This is a genomic window from Paenibacillus amylolyticus, from assembly GCF_047302515.1.
GTDB lineage: Bacteria > Bacillota > Bacilli > Paenibacillales > Paenibacillaceae > Paenibacillus > Paenibacillus amylolyticus_G.
The window spans coordinates 4,998,454-5,016,270 of sequence record NZ_CP168019.1; the positions used below are offsets into that span (position 1 = coordinate 4,998,454).

The window sequence follows — 17,817 nt, forward strand, 5'->3', positions numbered from 1 at the left end:
ATACCGCGCTGGTTTACTGCATTCCTTTTCTTCACTCCTATATGTTCAATAGTTTAAACATATAAGTACATAAACATATCAACGGAGGTTTATCGAATGAATAGAAAAAGAGTTCTCATCGCTGGAGGTTATGGTGCTGTAGGGGCACAGCTTGCCCGCATTTTGCATGACAGGCATCCTGATCTGGAATTGGTACTGGGAGGCCGTTCTGCAGGTAAAGCAGCACCTTTTCCATCCAATCGTGTCCAAACGGTTGTTGTTGATACCTATGCAGACGATCCACTGATTCACGCAGGTGAAAATATATCATTAATCATTAATGCAGTGAACGATCTGGATGATCGGCTACTAGTATCGGCAGTGCGGAGAAAAATTCCACTTATCGATGTAACACGCTGGACTGAGGTGTTCAATCAAGCGATCCGTACAGTAGAACAGGAGGAACTTCATGCCCCTGTAGTGCTGTCCTCTGGATGGATGGCAGGAACAGCTTCTCTATTTGCCATGATACTCTCTAACTCGCTGCAACATGTCGAATTAAACATTCATGCCTTGTACTCGCTGCGAGATAAAGCCGGGCCTGACTCAGCAGCCTTTATGGATCGAATGAGTATTCCTTTTCAGGTCACCGAATCCAACACGAACCGACTCGTCTACCCCATGACAGATCCGATTAAAGTTCATTTCCCGAACGGGTATACGACCCCATGTTACAGACTGGACACACCTGATCACGTCACTTTGCCTCATACCAGCCATATTGATTCCGCCAGTTTCCGTATCTCATTCGATAGTAAGGTATCTACATATGCTCTCGCCGGATTGGTCAAAACCGGAGTATGGAAGATGATCAGTGGTGAACGTTTCCAGCCATTCCGGCGGAAATTGCTCTATAATCCGGGAACCGGGAGTGCACATCATCTGGTCATTCAATTGAAAGGGCTGGATGCGAAAGGTAATCAGGTTGAACGAACGATGACGGTCTCTGACCCACTCGGTCAGACCCACATGACTGCACTCGGCGCTGCGGTGCAAGCCGAGAAGATACTGATGATGCCAATGGACAAACCTATGGCTCCAGGCATCTATTATTCTGAGCATCTGTTTGATGATCGAATGGACATGGATGCGGTTACTCATTTTTTCACACAATACGGCGTTCAAGTAACCCACTCCTGATCCAGACATAACAAAAAATCCGCGAAGCCGCTCACTGCAAACAGTGGGACCATCGCGGATTTTACGAATTATAATGGAGGGATCTATCGTATCAAGTACAAACTTGGGTCTGGAATTATAGTGTCATAGCCCGACCATTTCGCATCAGGTAATCTTCTTTTGTTTTGTAATCCGGCATGATGCTGCCGATCCGTCGCCAGAAAGAGCGATCATGATTCATGTGGTGAATATGGCACAGTTCATGAATGATGACATAATCCATCACTTCCAGTGGCGCCATCGCCAGACGATAATTGAACGTAAGTTTTTTGTCCCAGCTGCAACTGCCCCACTTGGTGGGAGAATCTACGATCTCTACTGACTTCGGCTTCACCTTCAACTCCTGCTGATAGCGACCGATGCGCTCCCCAATCATGCGTTTACACTCGGCAAAATAAAACTTCTTCAGATTCGCTCGTAGCTCCTCTTCTGTAAGCCCCTCTACAGGAATTAATTCATGCAGTGCATGCTCCTTGCCAAAAAGCAAAAACTTCCCCTTGCCCTCATCTTCGTATTCCTTGGCTTGAGGACCGTCAAGCGCCCGCTGCATGAGAGCGGATTTCTTCAAAATCACATCCCCGTGCTGCTCCACAAGTTGCCGGATCATGTCTTCACTGGTACCATTGGGTGCTTTGATTGTTACCATATAAGGCAAGTCCATCGTGATGGAAACTTTCTTGCGTTTGCCGTATTGGATATGACAGTTAATGCTGTGATTATTTAATTCTATAGTTAACATAACGCGCTCCGCTTCTGAAATTATTCATTCAATCAAATTGTATACCATCTCCAACCATAATGCATACTGTTCAACGATATTTATGTTCATATTGTATTTTTATACATTATTATGTATTATTATTTAATAATAAAATCGGAGGTTGGATATGACTCATTCCATAGATTCAGAACACAAAACCATTGAAGAACTATCGCTTAACCACTGGCAGCCCTTGTCCACCTTATTATATGACGGCTGGGTACTGCGTTTCGCCAAAGGATATACTAAACGTGCCAACTCCGTTCAACCTATCCATTACTCCACTCTGGATGTGCATGAAAAGATTGAGGAATGTGAGCGCATCTATGCTTCCAATCAGTTAAATACCATATTCAAAATCACACCGTTTATTCAACCGGATCATCTCGACCAACTTTTGCAAGACAAAGGGTATGGCGTTGTCGATCTGACCCGTATCCAGACTCGGAGTCTGGAAGAGATCAAAGAGCCTGTGCACCAATCTGTACAGATCGACGAACAGTTGACCACAACATGGCTGGATCACTTTTGCCGGTTGAATCAGGTGAATGATCTGCAACGGGGAACGACGGAATTAATGTTGGACAATATCCGGACAAAGGTAGGTTTCATCTCGCTGTTGATCGACGGGCAAGTTGTCGCTTGTGGGTTTGGTGTCATCGAACGTGGCTACATTGGATTATATGACATCATAACAGATGCTAACTTCCGGAATCGGGGACTTGCTGAACAGATGATCTTGCATCTATTGCATTGGGCAAAAAAACAAGGTGCTACCTCCAGTTACCTGCAAGTCGTTGCGAATAATGTACCTGCGTTAAAGCTCTACGCGAAGCTGGGTTATTCAGAGATTTATAGCTATTGGTACAGAGTCAAAGAATAGAGTGTTTGCTAATCAAGCTTAGCTTGTGGATTCTTTTATCATATTCAGTCTGACAAACAGATTAATTCAAAACAACATCTTGAAAGCAAAACTGCCCTCCTCCTATGAAGGAAAGGCAGTTTTTAATTTTTCTTAGTGATTGTCCAAAACTCTTCACACCGTTTATCAGCTACTCCGTACTCTTTCTACAAAGGCAGTTTCACCAGCACCTCATATTTCACGCCAGCCTGTATATTCTTGATGATGTCGCCTGCAATCCGTTGACCGTCAACATACACCTCAATTTGCTGGACAGTTGCATCCTTCTTCATATTTACATGCAGCTCAGCCCCGCGAAACAACCGCGTAACTGATGCCTTGTTCCAATCTTCTGGCAACTGCGGACGAACCTGAAGCCCTTGTGCATGACCCTGCAATCCAAACAATCCGTCGATCAGACAACGATACACCCAAGGCACCGTGCCGGTATTGAATAGATGGCTAGAGCGCCCAGCTGTACGTGGGAATTGCCGATAAGCTCCGCGATAATAATTCGGGATAAATACAGGTAGCTGACCTCGCTGGAGAATATCCTCGCCATCAGGGCCCGGAATCATTTTACGCAACAGACGATACGCCTTCTCCTTCTCGCCCACCAGGTACAACGCATAAATATAGAACGCCGCCGCGTGATTGTACACTGCACCATTCTCTGCACTTCCCGGATGTTTCTGCGTAACACGGCCTACATCTTCCCGCATCGCGGTGAAAGACGGCGCGAGTTTCTCGACACCATATGGCGTCTCCAATTGCTCCTCTACCGCACGAATTAACTTCTCCTGTTTATCTTGATCCGCAGCACCGCTCATAAGTGCCCAGCTCTGAGGATTGATATAGATGCGCCCTTCCACGTCTTTGCTTACACCAAACACTACGTTATCATCTGTAATTCCGCGGGCATACCAGTCCCCATCCCAAAGATACTCATTGGCTACCGCATTGGTCTGTGTGGCTTCCTGACGGAATTCCGCTGCAACCTCGCCATGCCCTGCCTGTTCACCAATATCTGCCCACACATTGAACGCATATGCCGACGCAATGGTTAACCAGCCGGATACCCCTTTGCCTTTGTACCCCACCATGTTCATCGGATCACACCAGTCACCCTGATTGATATAGTTCAACCCACGCGCATCACGCTCATGGATCAACCAGCGCATCGCAAGATTCATATGCTCCAGTACGGAAACCTTTTGTTCACTGTCTGTAAAAGCAACCTGTTCCTCCAAAATGCTATAGTCATTCGTTTCATCCAAATAGGTCTTCATACAGACTGGAAGCCAGATACAGTGATCGGTATGAGGAACCTGGTTAATATATTTCAGTTCTGCGTCCGGGTGCAAAATAATGCCGTCTGGCATCGCGCCGCTTATATGCTGCTGAGACAAGGCTGTCAAGAACGCAGCTCGTGCAATCTGCGGCTGAATGTAGCTCATACCCATGTTATCTTGCAAATAATTCCGCGTCTGCGGATCGGTTGTCAGACGATTGGTTTTGCCATGATAGTACATCTGGCGAGGTAGCCAGTGATTCACGACATTATCTAACCAGCTGTCCGGTGTCTCAATCTGGATGTTCCCTTGCCCTTCCGCAATATACTCAGCATACTCCTGTTCGGCTGCGACGAAACCATCCTGTCCATCCTTATTCTGCTTCACAAAATAATGCTGACGAATGCCCTCAATCTCTGTCTCATCATGAGCCGGACCAAAGATAAATCGATACGCCTGCTCCGCTCCCGCTTCCAGTTCGACTCTATATTGCAATACAGCTACAGGTGTCTCGTAGCGTGCATCTCCACCAGCCAGTGTCTCCGACTGCAGGGCCGAAGGATTATGTAGTCCGCCTTCGCCTTCAAAAGTCTCATGATTTACTTCCCAGCCAGTCGGTTGGTGATCTGCAAGCAGATAGGTTTTGTCGCTGTAATTTTTGATTTTGCTATAATCCTGATATTTCTGATACGGCGTAATCGCCGAGCAGACAATGCCCTGCAAATCTTCCACATATGAACCGGATTGGTTCATCCAGGACATATAACCGACCGTATAATACGGGTAGATACTCAGCTTGCGTTTTCCCGAAGACAGATTGGTTACCTTCACACGCCATAGCTCCATGACATCTTCCTTCGGCAGGCGCAGGGACATCTCGATGCAAATGTCGTCCTGAATCACTTTCCAGTGAATATCGTGTTTACCGACAGCGAACGTATAGCTATCCGCCTGCTTGCGAACCGGTTCATACGGGGCTGAGAAAATTTCGCCACTTATTTCATCTTTAATGTAGACAAACCGTCCCGGATGGTGGGCATAGTATGGCTGCTCCGGTTGCATAAACGTCTTCGCTTCCAGGTTGGGCGCGTACGAGTATTTGGCAGGTTCGGGCTGCATGAATTGGGCCACCGCGTACCCCCGGCAATTCACATGAATCATCATCTTTTCATTCCAAAGGAATCCGGATGCCTTCGGTAAACTTGTCGGGCTTGTTAGTTCAACATATTGATTATCTTCCGTTGCTTTAATCATCACTGAACCTCACTTTCAGATTATGGAGTTAAAAGACAGAAAACGTTTTAGGTAACTTGTATACAACTTTGTCCATTATAACACGGGAACGCTTACAAAAAACTGAAAACTAAAAAAGAGCTGAGAAACTCAGCTCCGATTATGTTCCAATTGTTTCTCGATGCCCATCCTGTCGATCTGTATCCAATACTCTGCAATTTGTTCGTTTTCCACTCGGTATACCGCACTGGCAATTTCAATCACCGGGAGGTTGGTTGGGCTGTATCCGTCCACTTCGCCAACATGGGTACCCGTTTGTCTCCAGCGCACATAAACTTTATCACCTTCCGTCAGCAACTCCAGAATTTCGAGTGAAAACTCCCCGTATGCTTCAATCATCTCTCGCACATGATCCGCATAATCGGAAGGTGTTCGGGTGACCGTGACCTCAGCTTCGGATATTACTTGATGAGCCAGTACTTGTTCCGCCATCACGATGCTTGCATAATCGGGATTCCGCCCTGATCGGACTTCTTCAAAAAAGGTTCTGACAATCTGTTCTGCTGTCATACGCCAATCCAGCCTCCTCAATTATTCTTCTGTTATATATATATAAATATGTAGTAACTCTTGTATTTTAACATGGTCCCCCCGCTACGGAATTACAACTGTTCTATTGTTCTACAGGACTTATAACCTACCCTCTCACCTGTGCCACGCTAGGCAGTTATGCCATTCTGGACCCGAAACCAGAGCAGAAGTAACTTAGTTACACAGGAATCCCCTTTGCTTTCTAACAAGCAAAGGGGATTTTTTGTCTATTATTAGATGACTTCAAGCCATCGATTTAACCTGTTGTAATCTGGTAATAAAAGAAGAAATAAATGCTTTTTCTTTCATGAGATTCTCTTGTAATCTCTCACTTATTTTACTGAGTGTACTTGCATCACGCGTTATATTGTACTTCAGAACTATATTTCTCAATTTAAAGTAGTCCTGTTTCAGAACAGCGCTTAACTCCATAAAAGTTGCATCTGGCTCAATGATTAATTTCTCCATTAAATAAGATAAACGTAACTCCATAAGTAGCTTATGTTCATACAAAAGATGAAAGACTCGTGAATCCAATGCTTCTCCAACTAGGGCTGCCTGCTCAATGTCGGTAAAGATGCGTTGAATGGCTTGCATTCCAAAATCGTATTTCTGATCTCTCACTAAGTCATATGTCTCGCTTGAGTTAAGATAGTTTTCCATCGCCGTTATAATCTGCTCCACATGAATTGCATAATTGATATTCTGGATAGGCTTGAGAAATCGCACTTCTGTCCAAAAACTGTACTCATTAGACATGGTCCAGTAGCCTTTCTCAAGTTCATCCAGGCTACACACGGTTTGTATGAATTTACCATCATCAAGATTATCAGCAATGTATATCAAATTTTGATCCAGGTCATACCCGTACACCAATAATTCATGCATGAGATGTTCTTTTTGATAATAGTCTGTACACGCAATGTAGTATCTATCTGCATAAATATATAGATAATACCCCATATCTATCGCTTCCGTAATCACTTGCTTAAGTGATGTTCCCCATTTGCTAATCACAATTTCTTGTGGCAGGTTGTAAAAGGAAATTCCCGGACAGGTACTTAGCAGAAACTGATGAGAATCAAACGAAAAAATTCCCCATCCATGTGCATACCTGATTTGTATAAAGTTATTGAAAATCCATGGCCATAAATCTTCGTGCATAACGGATGTTAATGTCCCATATGATGTGTACGTGCTTATGACAGGGTCACCTAGTTTAAGTACATTCTTGGCCATTACAGAATTCCTCCTTCGATTCCTAGGCATAGTATATTGATCTGAACAGATTCATTGTATAAGCAACGCACTCTCAGATCTGGGAGCGAAGATCATGTTCTTGAATATATTACCATGTACCTTTTCCGTTTTATATAAGAACGCTTTCATATATAAAAATATTTTATTTCTCTCATCTTAATGACAAAAAAGAGGATACCGCCCCCAATATGGAGACCGTGTCCTCTGATACCCTGATCGGATTACCTAAGACTATCTACGGACTAACCGTACCGCCATTTGCATTCAGTGTCTCACCGCTCACATAGCTGGATTCCTGGCTTGCCAGGAACACAAATGCCGGAGCCATCTCGGCAGGTTGTCCTGCCCGACCAAGCGGTGTGTTGGAGCCAAAATCGGCAAGCTTCTCGACTGGTTGTCCACCCACGACCTGGAGCGGTGTCCATACCGGTCCTGGTGCAACAACGTTGACACGTATCCCTTTGCTACCCACCTGTTGGGCCAATGCTTTACTAAACGTATTGATCGATGCCTTCGTTGTTGCATAATCCAGCAGGATTGGCGAAGGTTTGTACGCCTGAATCGATGATGTGTTGATAATGGAGCTGCCCGGCTTCATGTGTTTCACAGCTGCTTTGCAGAGCCAGAACATGGAATAGACATTTGTTTTGAACGTTGCATCGAACTGCTCGGTGGTCAGATCCGCAATCTGCTCAACAAACTGCTGTTTGCCTGCGACGTTAGCAAGGATATCAATCCCGCCAAGCTCTTTTACCGCAGATTCAATGAGTTCTTCACAGTATTTCTCATCCTTCAGGTCACCTGGCATCGTAATTGCTTTGCGACCGGCTTCCTCAATCAGCTTCACAACTTCCTGCGCATCTGCTTCCTCTTCCGGCAGGTATGCCAGAACAACATCTGCACCTTCACGGGCAAAAGCAATTGCTGCCGCTCGGCCAATTCCACTGTCAGCTCCGGTCACAACCGCTTTACGTCCTGTTAAACGTCCGCTGCCTTTATAACTTTTCTCACCCGCATCGGGAACAGGTGTCATCTCACGCTGGAGCCCCGGCTCATCCTGTTGCTGTCTCCACTCCGATGTAGCCTTCGGATATTGTGTCGTTGGATCTTGCATGGTGTGCTGGTCTTGATTAGCCATGTTCAATTTCCTCCTTGGTTATTTACATTGATCACTACGATCACAGAATAACCTTCCGATCGCTGTTATCCCCAGATTTTTTTCTCTCCCTTATATAAGGGGAAAATCTGGGGATAGCCTATGCTTCCGATGTAGCTTTCTTGCAGAAAGCTTTTAGGCGAGCACTCCGTTTCTTCAGGTTATTTCTGTGCTCTTCGTTATCATGTAAATGTTAAATTTATTATCAGAAGTTGTTTTCATAAATGTAGCACTCTTTCCTTTGTAACCGAGATGGGTGGAATTTAAACTAAGCCCGCCAGAATTCCATGACAGTCGTCTAACATTGAATCTCCAGTGACAGGAGGTTGTATAATGAATCATGAGGTGATCTCGTTGAATGCAAACAAAGAACCCTATTCCATCGGTGAAGCAGCCAAACTGATCGGCTCCACGGTGAAAACGATCCGTTATTATGATGAGATTGAACTGTTACAACCCTCCAGTCATACGGAAGGTGGGCATCGACTCTATACAACGCAAGACCTGTGGCAACTCGAACTCATTACAACACTACGTTATCTTAATTTCAGCATACCGGATATTCGAAAACTCATGTCGGGTGAACTGGCGGTAGCACAGGCACTGGATCTACAGATTGAAGCGTTGGAAACCCAGATCGGCACGATGAATTCCATGCTCTCCGTTTTGCAGCAAGCGAGGCAACATGAAGAAGAAACTTCACTGCGCTCGGAGCAGTCTCTTACCTACATCTCCAGTCTGGTAGAATCCCTGACGGCCAATGCGAGCAGGCGAAAACAATTTGTTGCTGCCAAGGTGGATGAATCCCATCTGCTGGACAGCATTCCGCAGGAGTGGAGAGTGTCGTTTCTGCACTTTTTCGATAAATACATGATGAAAGATACCAAACTGACGGCTCAGCAAACACTGGCCTGGAAGGAAATTCAGGAACTGATCAATGATCCGGCCTATTGGGCCGATCTGGCTCAGCTGGAGGTTCCATTCTTCATTATGGCGAATCAGCCACAAGTTGAAGCAGACGTCTGGGTGAAGAAAATGGAAGCAATTCGCATTCGCACTACCGAAGCGCTGGACAAGCGTTGGGCAATCGATAGCCCTGCTGTGCAAAGCATGGTGTGGGACTTTGTGTTGATGTATGCAAGTGTCGAGCATGCCGAAACACCTGAAGTATTTTTTCGCAAACAGGCCCGATATATGCTGGACTCTGTGACGGATCGTATTTTGCGTTTTAACAAGCTGTGCAAGGTGATGAATCCCGAATGGAGCCAGATTGTAGATGGCATTAACCTGTTGCAGGAGGGCATGCGGTTACGTTTAAAACAAATGGAAGCAGACTGAATTTCAGTCTGCTTCCATTTATACGTTTAGCCTTTTTTCAACGAATAGGATTCATGTTCTCCCACTTCCGTGTCCAAATGAAGCGATTGCCCTTTCAAGTAGTGGTTGAAAAAATCAATCGTTGTATCGTTAACCAACTGTTGTGTCCCCCGCGCATCTACACCCTGTGTCCATTCGAGCAGTGGAGAGATCAGGTAGAGGTCGGAGAAACTCAGATGTTTGGTGTTGGTCAGCTCCATCCAGAAGTTCCCTCCTGCGGTTACCGGCTCATAGCGCTCGTACACTTCCTCGTAATATTTCTCGGCTTCCGGACGGGTCGTGCCCATCGCAGCAATTTCCTCGTCACTCATCACACTTGTGCCTGCAACGGTTGAGTCTGCACTCATCATCAGGAACGGCTTGCCCACGCCTTCCGTAGGGATACGTTTCTCGCCAAACAATACACCGTCCATATTCATGCCTGCTTTCACACGTGGATCATCCATTAACATCTGTACTGTCGTTGCTCCGCCAAATGAATGCCCAAACATGCCGATATTGTCCAGATCCATACGTCCGGTAAAGCGTCCGCTCGGATCTCCCTTACCCAACTTCTCTACCTCATCCAGTATAAACTGTGCATCCTTCACCCATGTCTCATTCAACTTGTCCATGTAACTGAATTGCAGCTGTTCAAAGCCTTCTTTTCCTTCCGATTCAAACTGCGCCACACGTCCATCCGGGAATACGGACACCAGACTGCTATACGTGTGATTAATGCCCACAACGATGTATCCTTGACTCACCAGCTGCTCGACCTGGAACGTATTCTGATTTTCATACCCATGCAGACCATGAGAGAAGAGAACAACCGGATACTTGGCTTCGGCCTCAGACAACTGAGCTTCCTGTATCGCATGTGTTTTGACCTGACTCAGACTGGAAAATAAAAGCTTTGGCAGTTTCAGCACTTCATTGAAGGCTGTCGCATAGATATCCGGTTTATTAACATAAGGAGCTGTTGCGCCCTCTGCGTCTGGATTCGTTGGGTACCAGATCTGTACCATCAGCTCCCGTTGATCACCGGCAGAACTCGTCAGCAATTCCTCTCGGCTGTTATCTGTCCAATCGTAGGATACCGTTCCGATTCCATAAGGACCTGCTGGCTTGGCAAACGAAAATACCGGGAACAGCAGCGGCAAGCCAATGCTTACAATAGCGTATCCCAACACCAGGAGAGACGTTGCAATGATTCGAACACGTCCGAATTTCCCTGCCACAGTCGATGTGGAAGATGGCGCCTCGAAACATTTACTATTCAGCGAAGTTGCACCTGACTTTTGCTGGCGTCTTGCCTTTGTAAATAACACAACCAGTGGAACCAACGTGAGCAGATACGCCGGAATCATCGGCCAACGAAGTCCTTCGACCACACCATGGATGATCAGCAGCACACCTGATATGGCAAATCCACCCCATACCATTTTCCGAAAATGTTGACTCTGTTTCCCAATCCCGATTACCCCCACTAACATAAGCAGGTTAAAAATAAGATAAATCCATTCTACTGTCCTCATATACTTAAAGCCTCCCTTTCTACCTCCAATCTTAAAACCTCCAGTTACAGGAGATTCAAGTATGAATTTTGCGGATAAAAAAATGCACTCCTTGAATGACGCTGAATCACCCGCAGGTTCTCCATTGTATTCAAGGAATGCACGTATGAAATTACGATATAAGTTGATTTTTGAATATTGGACTAGCGATCTTCGCCGCCATCTATCCGTTGTCTTTTGCCAATGCCAAATGCGAAATATCCAGCCACCACGATTGCCATAAACGTAGCTCCAACAACCAGAGGCAAGCGCGTATCCGGGTTAAACGCCATACCGATAATGACGAGAATCAGATACACAATAATGATGTAATTGCTGATCGGGAACCATTTGGATTTGAAGTTATGATCCGCCATCTCGTTGCCCCAACGCTTTCTGAATCGGAACTGGCTGAACGCCAGCGCGAACCATGGGACCATGCCCGGAAGAACACTTGCACTGTAGATGTACAGGAACAGCTTGGAGTCCGGCATCAGGTAGTTCAGCACAACCCCAATCAGCAGCAAGGAGATTGTAATGACGATACTGTTGCGGGGAACCCCGCCTTTGGACAGCTTTTTGAAAAAGGCAGGTGCCTGCCCGTTCTCAGCCAGTGTGTATAACATCCGTCCTGCACTGTAGATCCCGCTGTTACATCCCGACATGGCCGCCGTGAGCACCACAAAGTTAATGATCCCCGCTGCAGCAACAATACCAACTTTGGCAAAGGTGAGCACAAACGGGCTGCCCGTCTCGCCTACTTCGCTCCAAGGGTACAAGGTTACGATAACAAATATGGCACCAACGTAGAAAATAAGAATACGCCACACGATATTTTTGATCGCTTTACGCAAAGTGTGTTTCGGATTCTCCGCTTCGCCTGCTGTAATACCGACCATCTCCACCCCTTGATACGCAGCCGTTACGATACACAATGCGAAGAGGAAACCTTTGATGCCTCCAGGGAAGAAGCCACCATGACTGAACAGATTCGACAGTCCGATTGGCTCTCCCCCGTTCCCCAAGCCGAAGAAGATGAGCCCGGTTCCGATCACGATCATCGCAACAATAGCCGTCACTTTGATCATCGCAAACCAGAATTCAAATTCCCCATAGAACTTCACCGCCGCCAGATTCGCTGCTGCAATGATCAGCACCCCAGCAAGTGCAGGCAGCCACTGTGGAATATCCGGGAACCAATACCCTACATAGATACCAATCGCCGTAACTTCCGCCATACCCACGGTAACCCATAGGAACCAGTAGCTCCAGGCGGTCAGAAATCCGGCAAGCGGACTAATATATTTGTGAGCAAATGTCGCAAACGAACCCGTGACCGGCTCCTGAATCAACATTTCACCCATAATGCGCATGACAAAAAAGATAACGATACCAGCCAATAAATAAGCCAGCAGCACGGATGGTCCTGCCCATTTGATCGTACTTGCCGATCCCATGAACAAACCAACGCCGATTGTACCTCCGAGTGCAATCAGCTCTACATGGCGGGGCTTTAGCCCTCTAGATAGTTGCTTTGATTCCAAACGATTCTCCCCTTTTCTTGTGTACAGCTTCCTGATGTAATCTTTAATTTTCACATTCACATTAACGCAATGCAGAATTACTTCACCAAATTGTACGAGATGTGCCTCAGAAATACAACAAGGAATGTGAGGAAGATCAGCTAAACAGGACTTTTACATGAAAAAGGTGCCTCTCCTCATGCCCTCACCTGACATGATTAGGATAACCCTTGATGATTTATTGCAATCAGAATAATCCTGATTTTTATCGCCACTGGAATAGGGATCTAAAAATCCATACAAAAAAGAGCTACCAGAAAAATATCTTTGGCAGCTCTACATCCATTTTTGTAATCATCCGGAAGGCAAATGAACCATCACCGTTGTCCCCACGCCCATCTGACTTTTCATTTCGACAGTTCCGTGATGAAGCATCACGATTTTTTTGACGATGGCGAGGCCCAGACCGTTACCGCTAATGCTACGATCACGTGACAGGTCTGTTTTATAAAACCGTTCGAAAACATAATCCAGTTGCTCCGGCGCTATTCCAATGCCCGAATCCGTTATCGTGAAAATGATTCCATCTACCGACTGGCTCGTGCGTATTTCGATACGCCCGCCCACGGGAGTAAACTTAATGCTGTTGCCTAGTAAATTCATCCACACTTGGTTAAGCTGGTCCTGATCTGCCCTTATTTTGATACCGTCCGCCAATTCTAAATGAACTGGAATGCCTTTGGCTGACCATTGAGGCTCGCAAGTCACCACCACTTGCCTGATTTGCTCATCAAGATTATAGGTGGTTGTCTCGAACGGATGATGATCGGAATCCAGAGACGCAAGCTCCAGCAGATTATCACTAAGTCTGGATAGTCGTCCACTCTCCGTAATAATGATATCGAGGTAATAGTTACGATCAGCCTCCGCAACCAGGCTGCTGTTTTTCAACGCCATGGCAAAACCGGAAATAGAGGTCAGCGGCGTTTGAATCTCGTGAGATACATTGGAAACAAAATCCTGTCTCATCTGTTCCAGCTGTTTAAGCTCACTCGCCATTTCATTGAAACTCTGCGTCAATGCTCCCATTTCGTCCACACGTTTTGTTTGGATCTCCACATTAAAATCACCCTTTGCCAGTCGTTTGGTTGCCCGCGTCAATACCTGGATCGGCTTTACCAAATACCTTGCAGCAATAAGGATACAAAAACTTCCGATCAACAGTGCAAACAAAAGCACCAGCAAAATCATCCGATTAATGATATTTTCATTCTGCGGAGAATACTGCATAAACATGGCTTGTGGTTCCCCTTTGTATGGAAAAGGAAGACCTATGAACGTCTGCTCCACTTCTCCGGGAGAACGATAGATCTGACCCTGCAACACCATTTGAACCACTTCTGGTGCAATTTCAACGGTCTCTGTATGGTCTAAGTCATAAAAGGTTACGTTACCCGAAACGTCATATAGATGAATGGGATAGGTGGACACTTTAACCATACTTTTGATGAAAGCATCCCTATCCTCAGGTTGCGTTTGCTCATATAGACGGATCAGTTCCTCCCCTACAGAAATCATGTCATTCTGACCGATATGATTTACTTCTTTTTTGAAGAAGAAGATCCCCATGAAGAAAGAGGTCAGCAAGCTGAAAACAATGACGACCAGAAACGTGCAAATAATACGAACATATAAGGTTTTGATCATGTGATGACTAACCGGTAGCCCAGACTACGAGCCGTTTCAATCTGAAAATGATGTGCATCACCTGCGAATTTTTCCCTTAATCGCTTAATATGAACATCAACTGTCCGGTCATCCCCTTCATAGTCACTTCCCCAGATCTTAATGATTAATTGTTCCCGGGTGAAAATCTGCCCAGGCTGGTTTGCCAGCATGAACAGCAATTCAAACTCTTTTAAAGGCAAATTGATTGTTTCCTCTCCACGAATCACTTGAAAGCTGCGTCGATTCAGCATAATGCCCCCTAGTTGAATGGTCTGGGAAGAGACAATCAGGTAACGTTTCAGCAAAGCTTTCACTCGCATCACAAGTTCCAGCGGATCAAAGGGCTTCGTTAAATAATCGTCTGTTCCCAACTGAAATCCCTTCACTTTCTGAGCCGATTCCCCTTTTACCGTGACCATTAGCAATGGCATATTCAGATCCATACGCCGGATCTCCCTGCATAATTCCCAACCATCCAATCGCGGCATCATAATATCAAGGATAACCAGATCAATTGGGGATTTCCCCACAATCTCCAGTGCTTCCGCACCGTCCTTGGCTACCACAATCTCGAATCCTTCATTCCGCAAAAACAAGGTAATCAGCTCACGAATATGCACATCGTCATCCACAACTAGGATTTTGGTCATATCAAATGCATACCTCCGATATCTATCTTGTTCTTCCTATCTGGGCGCAGGTTTTCAACCAAAATGCCATCCCAGCAGGTTCCAATGATAGAAAAATAAACTCAAGATCACTGCTGCTACCATTACGAACGTATAGTGCACACGCTTCAGTAACGTCCAATATTGGTTTTTCCATGCCAGGACGCTCATGATGAATATTGCCGCAGTCAACCCTACAAGGATAACCGGCATAAACAGATAGAGACGTAAAGATACTGGAATATGGCTAAGCCGATCAATCAAATCCATGTTCATCACCAGAAGTGTTGCACCCAAGGTTAGCAATGCCCACACGGACGTAACGGCTGACAGTCGAACTGCCCATTTCTGTGCTTTTGGCATCACTCTGATTTCGCGTCTGCGATAAACAAATCCATGCAATACAGTGATGAACAGAACAACCGAAATGCCGAGCAAGAGGAGCCAGAACTTCGATTGGTTCATTAACGGTGCAGGTTCCAGCGGCATTGGGTTTAATATATCCAGAAACAGATACGTGACCTTGCCCTCTGCATCGGTGCGGAACCCCATCTGATGTGTCCCTCCGACCTCCTGGAATAAATTCACGCCAATCGGAGTATACACTTGCTGATCTGCACCACTTCCAATAAACAGTCGGTTATCCGAAAACTCAATATTGATTTGAGTCAGAAAACTGAAAAACTTATCGATCTTCGTGTGATTACGACGGGTAAATTGATAAGAGCCTGCATATTTTTCCAGAGACTCCCCTAATTCAATAGAAGTTTCATTAGGCTGCTCAGTTGCATGTACAGGATAGTATCGGTCAAAAAAGGCTTGCGCCAACCCTTCTGCTGCCGTTCCGCCTTCCCCTCCACTATAAGAAACAAAGATGCCCACTTTTTTGTCCGGTACAAGATAAAGCGCTGTATTAAACAGCTCATCGGCCCCTCCATGAGAGATCACACGCAGTCCATTCATATTCAACTCGTAAAAGCCCAGATCCATGGCGGGTAAACGTTCATCAAACTGGAATGCCGGAGAATGCATGAGCTTGGCTGTTTCCGGCTTGAGTATTTGTTTATCTTCATATCGCCCGTCTTGAAGATGGGCAATCATAAAATGAGCCATATCGTTTGCCGACACGCTCCCTGATCCCGCAGGACGAAATCCTCCCTCATACGTTGGCCGTTTGGTTACAAACTCGCCGTTAGCTCGGGCGTATCCAAGGGCGGCATAAGGTTCCAGAGACGCTGGAACAGGCTCCTCTACCGTAGCATAATTCATGCCCAGCGGATCAAATATATTTTTCTGTATATAGTCATTGTAGGCAACACCGCTCACTTCTTCGACGATAAGTCCCGCGAGTGAGGCGCCATAATTGGAATACGACAGCATCTCTCCTGGTGGCTTAACCCTTGCAGGCATATGTTTTGCCATCGTTTCAGCAATAGAGACGGGAAGTTTCCCCGGATCGGTAGTAATCTGATAACCAACACCGCCTTCCTCGAACCCTGCGGTATGGGTCATGAGATGGCGCAACGTAATCGGTTCCTCATAGGTTTTCGGTATTTTCACCGTTTTTAGATAGGTGTTGATATCTGTATCGAGATCAAGCTTGCCCGCCTCAACCAATTGCATCACGGCGGTCCATGTGAACAGCTTTGTTGTTGAAGCAATTCGAAATAAGCTGGTTTCGGGATCAACGGGTTTATTTTCTTCGATGTTCGAATGTCCGTACCCTTTGGAGAGCAGGATCTTCCCATCCTTCACAATCGAAATGACTGCGCCTGGAATCTGTAAAGATCGCATTTGCACATCCATCATCCCATCCATGAATGCCGTTAACTGATCAGTATCCTCCAGATTAGCTACCACTCCTTGCTCCAATTTACCCGAATTTAATCCCTGATTGGATACTGCTGCCGATAGTGGCATGGTCCCTAATCCAGTTGCCCCTAATATCATGCCTAGCAATAACACCAGTAAAATCATTTTCCCAAAAATCTTTCTTATCAACGATGACATGACTTTCCCCCACCACTCCGCATATTTTTTAATACCTGTTCCTTACGCTTTCTTTCGAGAGCATATCAAGCACGTATGAACGGAGCGTGAATCTTTTTTTCATATTTTGCCAAATTAAATTACCTTTAGTAAGATAGGAACAGATTGAATAGGAAAAGGAGACTTTACATGCCTGACTTTTTACTGGTTTTATTTTTGTTTAACCTGTCTCTCTTTCTGCTTCACGAAATGGATGCCATCAGGCGGTCCGAGTGGAAATTGTTTATGGTGTTAAAAGATATGGAAGATGATAAAGCCTATAGGTATTTCACTTGGATTCACCTTCCAATGTATACCATCATCCTCTCTCTTCTTTTTAGTTCATATCAGACTATTACATTTTGGGTGCTGGATATCTTTTTCATCATACATACCGTATTACACTTCTTTTTCGAAAAACATCCTCGAAATGAATTTAAAAACGGGTTCTCCAGATCATTGATTTACCCTATGGGAATAACCGCTTTAATTCATTTGATATTCCTAATCATCTAATCTGTTTACATCGACGGAATGAAGGAAGCTG

14 protein-coding genes are annotated in these 17,817 nt (G+C 45.5%); 4 read left to right on the top strand and 10 right to left on the bottom strand.

All coding sequences use genetic code 11. The features are described 5' to 3' along the window. Nucleotides 1–96: 96 nt before the first annotated feature. Nucleotides 97–1,179, top strand: a complete 1,083-nt coding sequence (locus ACDJ59_RS21790) for a saccharopine dehydrogenase (protein WP_413405712.1) — start codon at nt 97–99, stop codon at nt 1,177–1,179. A gap of 115 nt (nt 1,180–1,294) precedes the next feature. Here ACDJ59_RS21790 and ACDJ59_RS21795 read toward each other — a convergent pair whose 3' ends face one another. Further along, the gene (locus tag ACDJ59_RS21795) at nt 1,295–1,957 is read right to left on the bottom strand and encodes a SprT family zinc-dependent metalloprotease (RefSeq protein WP_339197102.1); all 663 of its coding nucleotides are present in this window, start codon (nt 1,955–1,957) and stop codon (nt 1,295–1,297) included. 148 nt (nt 1,958–2,105) lie between these two features. Here ACDJ59_RS21795 and ACDJ59_RS21800 point away from each other — a divergent pair, with 148 nt between their 5' ends. Further along, nucleotides 2,106–2,861 (top strand): GNAT family N-acetyltransferase, encoded by a 756-nt coding sequence (locus tag ACDJ59_RS21800; protein WP_413405714.1) that lies wholly within the window; start codon nt 2,106–2,108, stop codon nt 2,859–2,861. A gap of 185 nt (nt 2,862–3,046) precedes the next feature. On the opposite strand, the gene ACDJ59_RS21805 is transcribed toward ACDJ59_RS21800, so the two are convergent. From ACDJ59_RS21805 to ACDJ59_RS21820, 4 genes are all read right to left on the bottom strand, one after another. After that, nucleotides 3,047–5,425 carry a GH36-type glycosyl hydrolase domain-containing protein gene (locus ACDJ59_RS21805; RefSeq protein ID WP_413405716.1) on the bottom strand — a complete coding sequence of 793 codons (2,379 nt, stop codon included), beginning with the start codon at nt 5,423–5,425 and terminating at the stop codon, nt 3,047–3,049. Nucleotides 5,426–5,554: 129 nt separating this feature from the next. After that, nucleotides 5,555–5,974, bottom strand: coding sequence for an ester cyclase (locus ACDJ59_RS21810; protein ID WP_413405718.1), 420 nt, complete (start codon nt 5,972–5,974; stop codon nt 5,555–5,557). Between the two features lie 264 nt (nt 5,975–6,238). Further along, nucleotides 6,239–7,234 (bottom strand): hypothetical protein, encoded by a 996-nt coding sequence (locus ACDJ59_RS21815; RefSeq protein ID WP_413405721.1) that lies wholly within the window; start codon nt 7,232–7,234, stop codon nt 6,239–6,241. Between the two features lie 256 nt (nt 7,235–7,490). Next, nucleotides 7,491–8,393 (bottom strand): SDR family oxidoreductase, encoded by a 903-nt coding sequence (locus ACDJ59_RS21820; protein ID WP_413405723.1) that lies wholly within the window; start codon nt 8,391–8,393, stop codon nt 7,491–7,493. A 351-nt stretch (nt 8,394–8,744) separates the two neighbouring features. On the opposite strand from ACDJ59_RS21820, the gene ACDJ59_RS21825 reads away from it, so the two are divergent. After that, a complete protein-coding gene (locus ACDJ59_RS21825; protein ID WP_413405725.1) occupies nt 8,745–9,749 on the top strand; it encodes a MerR family transcriptional regulator in 1,005 nt (334 codons plus the stop codon). Nucleotides 9,750–9,775: 26 nt separating this feature from the next. Here ACDJ59_RS21825 and ACDJ59_RS21830 read toward each other — a convergent pair whose 3' ends face one another. The 5 genes from ACDJ59_RS21830 to ACDJ59_RS21850 form a co-directional block, all read right to left on the bottom strand. Then, nucleotides 9,776–11,305 (bottom strand): alpha/beta hydrolase family protein, encoded by a 1,530-nt coding sequence (locus ACDJ59_RS21830; RefSeq protein WP_413405727.1) that lies wholly within the window; start codon nt 11,303–11,305, stop codon nt 9,776–9,778. Nucleotides 11,306–11,487: 182 nt separating this feature from the next. After that, complete coding sequence (locus ACDJ59_RS21835) at nt 11,488–12,867, bottom strand: amino acid permease (RefSeq protein WP_413405729.1); 1,380 nt, start codon at nt 12,865–12,867, stop codon at nt 11,488–11,490. Nucleotides 12,868–13,200: 333 nt separating this feature from the next. After that, entirely contained in the window at nt 13,201–14,553 is a 1,353-nt protein-coding gene (locus ACDJ59_RS21840; RefSeq protein WP_413405731.1) for a sensor histidine kinase, read from the bottom strand. Next, a complete protein-coding gene (locus ACDJ59_RS21845) occupies nt 14,550–15,224 on the bottom strand; it encodes a response regulator transcription factor (protein WP_036605998.1) in 675 nt (224 codons plus the stop codon). The genes ACDJ59_RS21840 and ACDJ59_RS21845 overlap by 4 nt, the downstream gene beginning before the upstream one ends. 54 nt (nt 15,225–15,278) lie before the next feature. After that, entirely contained in the window at nt 15,279–17,219 is a 1,941-nt protein-coding gene (locus ACDJ59_RS21850) for a serine hydrolase domain-containing protein (protein ID WP_413405733.1), read from the bottom strand. Between the two features lie 201 nt (nt 17,220–17,420). Between ACDJ59_RS21850 and ACDJ59_RS21855 the strand changes: the two genes are divergently transcribed. Then, nucleotides 17,421–17,786 carry a DUF6713 family protein gene (locus ACDJ59_RS21855; RefSeq protein ID WP_413405735.1) on the top strand — a complete coding sequence of 122 codons (366 nt, stop codon included), beginning with the start codon at nt 17,421–17,423 and terminating at the stop codon, nt 17,784–17,786. Nucleotides 17,787–17,817 lie beyond the last annotated feature (31 nt).

Bases quoted from the DNA above. Each gene is read 5' to 3' on its own strand.
- ACDJ59_RS21810 (WP_413405718.1), bottom strand. From the start codon at position 5,974: ATGACAGCAGAACAGATTGTCAGAACCTTTTTTGAAGAAGTCCGATCA.
- ACDJ59_RS21855 (WP_413405735.1), top strand. From the start codon at position 17,421: ATGCCTGACTTTTTACTGGTTTTATTTTTGTTTAACCTGTCTCTCTTT.
- ACDJ59_RS21815 (WP_413405721.1), bottom strand. From the start codon at position 7,234: ATGGCCAAGAATGTACTTAAACTAGGTGACCCTGTCATAAGCACGTAC.
- ACDJ59_RS21790 (WP_413405712.1), top strand. From the start codon at position 97: ATGAATAGAAAAAGAGTTCTCATCGCTGGAGGTTATGGTGCTGTAGGG.
- ACDJ59_RS21845 (WP_036605998.1), bottom strand. From the start codon at position 15,224: ATGACCAAAATCCTAGTTGTGGATGACGATGTGCATATTCGTGAGCTG.
- ACDJ59_RS21830 (WP_413405727.1), bottom strand. From the start codon at position 11,305: ATGAGGACAGTAGAATGGATTTATCTTATTTTTAACCTGCTTATGTTA.
- ACDJ59_RS21805 (WP_413405716.1), bottom strand. From the start codon at position 5,425: ATGATTAAAGCAACGGAAGATAATCAATATGTTGAACTAACAAGCCCG.
- ACDJ59_RS21840 (WP_413405731.1), bottom strand. From the start codon at position 14,553: ATGATCAAAACCTTATATGTTCGTATTATTTGCACGTTTCTGGTCGTC.
- ACDJ59_RS21850 (WP_413405733.1), bottom strand. From the start codon at position 17,219: ATGATTTTACTGGTGTTATTGCTAGGCATGATATTAGGGGCAACTGGA.
- ACDJ59_RS21825 (WP_413405725.1), top strand. From the start codon at position 8,745: ATGAATCATGAGGTGATCTCGTTGAATGCAAACAAAGAACCCTATTCC.
- ACDJ59_RS21795 (WP_339197102.1), bottom strand. From the start codon at position 1,957: ATGTTAACTATAGAATTAAATAATCACAGCATTAACTGTCATATCCAA.
- ACDJ59_RS21820 (WP_413405723.1), bottom strand. From the start codon at position 8,393: ATGGCTAATCAAGACCAGCACACCATGCAAGATCCAACGACACAATAT.
- ACDJ59_RS21800 (WP_413405714.1), top strand. From the start codon at position 2,106: ATGACTCATTCCATAGATTCAGAACACAAAACCATTGAAGAACTATCG.